6 protein-coding genes and 1 pseudogene are annotated in these 5,599 nt (G+C 71.3%); 6 read left to right on the forward strand and 1 reads right to left on the reverse strand.

Translation table 11 applies throughout. The features are described 5' to 3' along the window. The first annotated feature begins 171 nt into the window (after positions 1 to 171). The 6 genes from AC2W7M_RS18705 to AC2W7M_RS18730 all read left to right on the forward strand — a co-directional run bounded on the left by AC2W7M_RS18705 (position 172) and on the right by AC2W7M_RS18730 (position 5,289). Positions 172 to 294, forward strand: a complete 123-nt coding sequence (locus AC2W7M_RS18705; protein WP_486133980.1) for a hypothetical protein — start codon at positions 172 to 174, stop codon at positions 292 to 294. Between the two features lie 3 nt (positions 295 to 297). Further along, entirely contained in the window at positions 298 to 771 is a 474-nt protein-coding gene (ccmE, locus tag AC2W7M_RS18710) for a cytochrome c maturation protein CcmE (protein ID WP_486133982.1), read from the forward strand. A 4-nt stretch (positions 772 to 775) separates the two neighbouring features. Continuing rightward, positions 776 to 2,773, forward strand: a complete 1,998-nt coding sequence (locus tag AC2W7M_RS18715) for a heme lyase CcmF/NrfE family subunit (protein WP_486133984.1) — start codon at positions 776 to 778, stop codon at positions 2,771 to 2,773. A 282-nt stretch (positions 2,774 to 3,055) separates the two neighbouring features. After that, positions 3,056 to 3,256: a DUF2283 domain-containing protein gene (locus AC2W7M_RS18720; RefSeq protein WP_486133986.1), complete on the forward strand. Its 201-nt coding sequence runs from the start codon at positions 3,056 to 3,058 to the stop codon at positions 3,254 to 3,256. Next, positions 3,253 to 3,744, forward strand: a complete 492-nt coding sequence (locus tag AC2W7M_RS18725) for a cytochrome c-type biogenesis protein (protein WP_486133988.1) — start codon at positions 3,253 to 3,255, stop codon at positions 3,742 to 3,744. Before AC2W7M_RS18720 ends, AC2W7M_RS18725 begins: the two co-directional genes overlap by 4 nt. Before the next feature lie 42 nt (positions 3,745 to 3,786). Further along, a complete protein-coding gene (locus AC2W7M_RS18730) occupies positions 3,787 to 5,289 on the forward strand; it encodes a carboxypeptidase M32 (RefSeq protein WP_486133990.1) in 1,503 nt (500 codons plus the stop codon). Positions 5,290 to 5,389: 100 nt separating this feature from the next. Here AC2W7M_RS18730 and AC2W7M_RS18735 read toward each other — a convergent pair. After that, positions 5,390 to 5,599, reverse strand: a pseudogene (locus AC2W7M_RS18735) (hypothetical protein); the annotation flags it as partial.

A 5,599-nucleotide genomic window follows, 5' to 3' on the forward strand; every position in this document is an offset into this window, starting at 1 on the left:
CGGCAGCGCCGGGCCCCGGGCCGACCGCCGCGGACGTCCAGGCCGCCGCCGCTCTCTCGGCCGAGGACCGCTCGGCCATGGTGCGCGGCATGGTGGATCGCCTGCAGGCGCGCCTCACCGAGGACCCGAACGACCTTGACGGCTGGCTGCGGCTGGCCCCGCGCCTTTACGGTGCTGGGGGAGAAGGACAAGGCCTTGGGCGCGATCAATGCCGCGCGTGCGGCCTTCAAGGACAATCAGGAGGCGCTCGGCCGCATCGACGCGGCCGAGAAAGACCTCGCGAGCGGAGGGTAGGAGATGACGCGCAAGGGCCGTCGCCTCGTGATGATCGGCGCCGGAATCGGTGTTCTCGGCCTTGCGGCCGCGCTGATCCTGTCGGCGCTCACTGACACCATCGTGTTCTTCCGGACCCCCACCGAGATCGCCGAGCAGCACGTGGCGCCGGGCACCCGGCTGCGCCTCGGCGGGCTGGTGGAGACCGGCAGCGTCGCCAAGGCCGGCACCCTCACCACCTTCGCCGTCACCGACGGCAATGCGGCGGTGAAAGTGGCCTATTCGGGCATCCTGCCGGACCTGTTCCGCGAGGGACAGGGCGTGGTGGCGGAAGGCGCGCTCCAGCCGGACGGCACCTTCAAGGCCGACAGCGTGCTCGCCAAGCACGACGAGCGCTACATGCCGCGCGAGGTGGCGGACGCGCTCAAGGCCCAGGGCGTGTGGAAGGAGGGCGACCCCGCCCCCGGCACCACCCCCGCCCGCGCGCCGGGGAGCTGAGCCCGTGATCGCCGAACTCGGTCAATACGCCCTCCTTCTCGCCCTCGTCCTCTCGCTGCTCCAGGTGGCACTGCCCGGCTGGGGGGCGCTCAAGGGCGATGCCGTGCTCATGGGCACGGCGGCACCGATCGCCTTCGCCCTGTTCGCCTTCATCGCGTTCTCCTTCGGCGCGCTGGTCCAGCTCTACCTGTCGTCCGACTTCACGGTCCTGAACGTGGTGGAGAACTCCCACTCCCAGATGCCGCTAATCTACAAGATCACCTCCACCTGGGGGAACCACGAGGGCTCCATGCTCCTGTGGGTGCTGGTGCTCGGCTTCTTCGGGGCGCTGGTGGCGCTGTTCGGCTCCAACCTGCCGGACCGGCTGAAGGCGCTGGTGCTGGCGGTGCAGGGCTCGATCGCCACCGCCTTCCTGGCGTTCGTGATCTTCACCTCCAACCCGTTCCTGCGCCTCGTGCCGCCGCCGGCGGAAGGGCGCGACCTCAACCCGATCCTCCAGGATCCCGGCCTCGCCATCCATCCGCCGCTGCTTTATCTCGGCTATGTGGGGCTCTCGATCTCGTTCTCCTTCGCCGTGGCGGCGCTGATCGAGGGACGGATCGACGCCGCCTGGGCGCGCTGGACGCGGCCCTGGACGCTCGCCGCCTGGGTGTTTCTCACCCTCGGCATCGCCATGGGCTCCTATTGGGCCTATTACGAGCTCGGCTGGGGCGGCTGGTGGTTCTGGGACCCGGTGGAAAACGCCTCCCTGATGCCCTGGCTCGCCGCCACCGCGCTGCTGCACTCCGCCGTGGTGATGGAGAAGCGCGACGCGCTCAAGGTGTGGACGGTGCTGCTCGCCATCCTCGCCTTCTCGCTCTCGCTGGTGGGCACCTTCCTGGTGCGCTCGGGCGTGCTGACCTCGGTGCACGCCTTCGCCACCGATCCGGCGCGCGGGGTCTTCATCCTCGGCATCCTCACCTTCTTCATCGCCGGCTCGCTGGCGCTGTTCGCGCTGCGCGCCTCGGAGCTCCGGCAGGGCGGGATCTTCGCGCCGGTGTCGCGCGAGGGCGCCCTGGTGTTCAACAACCTGTTCCTCACCGCCGCCACCTTCTCGGTGCTGGTGGGCACGCTCTATCCGCTGGCGCTGGAGGCGGTGACGGGGGCCAAGATCACGGTCGGCCCGCCTTACTTCAATCTGGTGTTCGGCGGGCTGATGCTGCCGCTCGTCTTCGCCATGCCGTTCGGCCCGCTTCTGGCCTGGAAGCGCGGCGACCTGCTCGGCGTCGCCCAGCGGCTGATGCTGGCGGCTGGCCTCGCCGTGGTGGCCGCGGTGGTGACGGCCGCGGCGGCGGACGGCGGCTCAGTGTTCGCGCCGGTCGGCGTGGCGCTGGCGGCGTTCGTCATCCTCGGCGCGCTCACCGACCTCGCCGAGCGCGCCGGTCTCGGCAAGGTGAGCGCCAAGGTGGCGCTCAAGCGTCTCGGGGGGGTGCCGCGCTCGGCCTATGGCACCGCCATCGCCCATCTCGGCGTCGGCGTCTGCCTGCTCGGCATCGTCTGCGAGGCCTCCTGGAGCACCGAGACCATCGCCTCCATCCGGGTGGGCGACAGCCTCAAGGTGGGCACGCGCACCCTGACGCTGGAGCGCATGGAGAACCGCACCGGGCCGAATTTCCGCTCCCGGGTCGCGGTGTTCGCGATCCGCGAGGGCTCGGTGTCCCAGGGCACGGTGGAGGCGTCCCGCCGCACCTTTGCCGCTCGGCAGATGGGCACCACCGAGGCCGGCATCCGCACCTATGGCGTCAGCCAGCTCTATGTGAGCGTCGCCGAGGAAGGCGCGGACGGGCGCCTCTCGGTGCGCGCCTCCTACAAGCCGCGGGTGCTGCTGATCTGGCTCGGCGCGGTGGTGATGGCCATCGGCGGCGCGCTCTCGCTCGCCGACCGGCGCCTCAGGGTCGGCGCGCCCAAGCCCGCCGCACGCCGCCCCGCCAAGCCCGAACCCCAACCGGCGCCTGCGGAGTAGGCGCAGTGCCACGGCCGCTGGTGCTGTCGCGGCATGCTCAATTGGCCTTGACGGAGCGGTCCATCGATCGCGCGTGGGTGGAAGAGACCCTGGCGCGCCCGATTGGACCGCGCCCGACCCTGCCGGCGCGGACATCTGGCGCGCCTACAGGGCCATCACCACGCGGGGCGGACGGGTGCTTCGCGTGGTATATCGAGACGAGGGAGCCAAAGTGCGGGTGATTACCGCCTTTTTCGATCGTGGAGCGCGACGGCCATGACCACACCCAGGAATCCGCCCGCCATGACCGCCATGACCGCCGACTATGATCGCGAATCCGACGCCATGTTCGTACGCTTCGCCGACGGCACGATCGTGGAAAGCGAGGAGGTCGCCGAGGGCGTTGTTCTCGATTTCGACGCCGCGGGCCGCATCATCGCCCTGGAGTTGCTCGGCGCGAGCAAGCGGCTGGCTCCCGGCGCGGTGCCGGAGGCCGCCGAATGATGCGACGCCTTGCCGCCCTGCTCCTTCTCGGTTGCGCCGTCGCGCTTCCCGCCGCCCCCGCCTTGGCGGTGCAGCCGGACGAGATCCTTGGCGATCCGGTGCTGGAGAGCCGCGCCCGCGCGCTCTCGGCCGAACTGCGCTGCATGGTGTGCCAGAACCAGTCCATCGACGATTCCGACGCGCCGCTCGCGCGCGACCTGCGCCTGATCGTGCGCGAGCGCCTGACGGCGGGCGACAGCGACCCGCAGGTGCTGGACTTCATGGTCCAGCGCTACGGCGAGTTCGTGCTGCTGCGCCCGCGCTTCTCCTGGCGCAACGCGCTGTTGTGGGGCGCGCCGGTGCTGGTGCTCGGCCTTGGCGCCCTGATCGCGGTCTTCGCCCTGCGCCGGCGCTCCTCCGGTCCGGCGCCGCGCCTCTCGCCGGAGGAGGAGGCGCGCCTCGCCAAGCTCCTCGCCGCCGGCAAGGCCTCCGAAACGCCCAAAGGCTGATCCGCCAACGTCCTGACGGTCAACGCATTTTCCGAGGTCTCCATGCCAGCCTATGCCGATCTCGCCGCCCACTTCGCGCGCGCCGCCGCGCTCGCCAATTCCATCGGCATCCTGCAGTGGGACAGCGACACGATGATGCCCAGAGGCGCCGCCGAGACGCGGGCGGAAAGCCTGGCGCTGCTCCGGGTGCTGCACCACGGCATGGTCTGCGACCCCAAGGTGGGCGACCTGATCGCCGGCGCCGAGGCCGAGAGCGGGCTCGGCGCCTGGGAGCGGGCGAACATCCGGGAGATCCGCCGGCTCTGGACGGTGCAGACCGCGCTGCCGGCCGAACTTGTGGAGGCGTCGAGCCGCGCCGTCTCGCGCTGCGAGATGGCCTGGCGCAAGGCGCGCGCGGAGGCTGATTTCCCCGCGCTCCTGCCGCTGCTCGCCGAAGCCCTCTCCCTCCAGCGCCAGATCGGCCTCGTGAAGGGGGAGAAGCTCGGCCTCTCGCCCTATGACGCGCTGCTGAACGACTACGAGCCGGGCGGCCGCTCCGCCCGCATCGATGCCCTGTTCGACGACCTCGCGGCCTTCCTGCCCGGCTTCACGGCCGAGGTGCTGGAGGCGCAGGCGCGCCGTCCGGCGCCGCTGCCGCTCCAGGGCCCGTTCCCGGTGGACGCGCAGCGCGCGCTCGGGCTGGAGATGATGCAGGTGGTGGGCTTCGATTTCGAGCGCGGCCGGCTCGACGTCTCCACCCACCCCTTCTGCGGCGGCGCCGACAACGACGTGCGCATCACCACGCGCTACGACGAGGCCGACTTCGCCCGCGCCCTCATGGGCGTGATGCATGAGACCGGCCATGCGCTCTACGAGCAGGGCCGCCCGCAGGCGATGGTGCACCAGCCAGTGGGCCAGGCGCGCAGCATGAGCGTGCACGAGAGCCAGTCGCTGCTCATGGAGATGCAGGCCTGCCGCTCGCGCGAGTTCCTCGCCTTCGCCGCACCGCGCATGCGCGCAGCCTTCGGCGGCGCCGGGCCGGCCTGGGAGGCGGACAATCTCCACCGCCTCTACACCAAGGTGGAGCGCGGCTTCATCCGGGTGGACGCGGACGAGGTGACCTATCCGGCGCACGTGATCCTGCGCTACCGGCTGGAGAAGGCGCTGATCGGCGATGAGATGCCGCTTTCGGAGCTGCCGGCGGCCTGGAATGCCGGGATGCGAGAGCTGCTCGGCATCACGCCGCCGGACGACCGGGTGGGGTGCCTCCAGGACATCCACTGGCCGAGCGGCGGCTGGGGCTATTTCCCCACCTACACGCTCGGCGCCATGACCGCGGCGCAGCTGTTCGACGCCGCCCGCCGGGCCGTGCCGGAGATTCCCGCCGCGATCGCGCACGGCGATTTCGCGCCGTTGCTCTCCTGGCTGCGCACGAACGTGCACAGCCAGGGCTCGCTGCTGGAGACCGACGATCTGCTCACCCGCGCCACCGGCCGGCCGCTCGACGCGTCGGTCTTCAAGGCGCACCTGATGCGCCGCTACGGCAGCGCGGCCACCACGCACTAAGATCCGCGCCGGTGCGCGCCGCGCGCGGGCTGAGGCCCCGCGCATCAACCCGCGCGGACATTCGGCACCGGTCTCGCAAGGACGCTCGTCAGACCCCGCCTCAGCGGCTCTGCTGCGCCTGGGAGACGTGGTCGCGCAGTTCCTGGAGCGAGGCGAAGCGCACCACGCCGTCCGGCAGTTCGGCCTGGATCGAGCCGTCGGAATAGAGCGTATAGGCCATGCCGCCGACGATGCCGGACTTCAGGATGCGGGGTTCCTCCGCGCCCTCGGGGCGGCGGGCGGCGGGTGCGGCCGGCGCGGGCCGGGGATC

It is taken from the genome of Xanthobacter sp. BG11Y11_SDJG, from assembly GCF_057364445.1.

Excerpts from the sequence above, each read along its gene's own strand:
- ccmE (WP_486133982.1), top strand. The coding sequence starts at position 298 with ATGACGCGCAAGGGCCGTCGCCTCGTGATGATCGGCGCCGGAATCGGT.
- AC2W7M_RS18720 (WP_486133986.1), top strand. The coding sequence starts at position 3,056 with ATGACCGCCATGACCGCCGACTATGATCGCGAATCCGACGCCATGTTC.
- AC2W7M_RS18725 (WP_486133988.1), top strand. The coding sequence starts at position 3,253 with ATGATGCGACGCCTTGCCGCCCTGCTCCTTCTCGGTTGCGCCGTCGCG.
- AC2W7M_RS18730 (WP_486133990.1), top strand. The coding sequence starts at position 3,787 with ATGCCAGCCTATGCCGATCTCGCCGCCCACTTCGCGCGCGCCGCCGCG.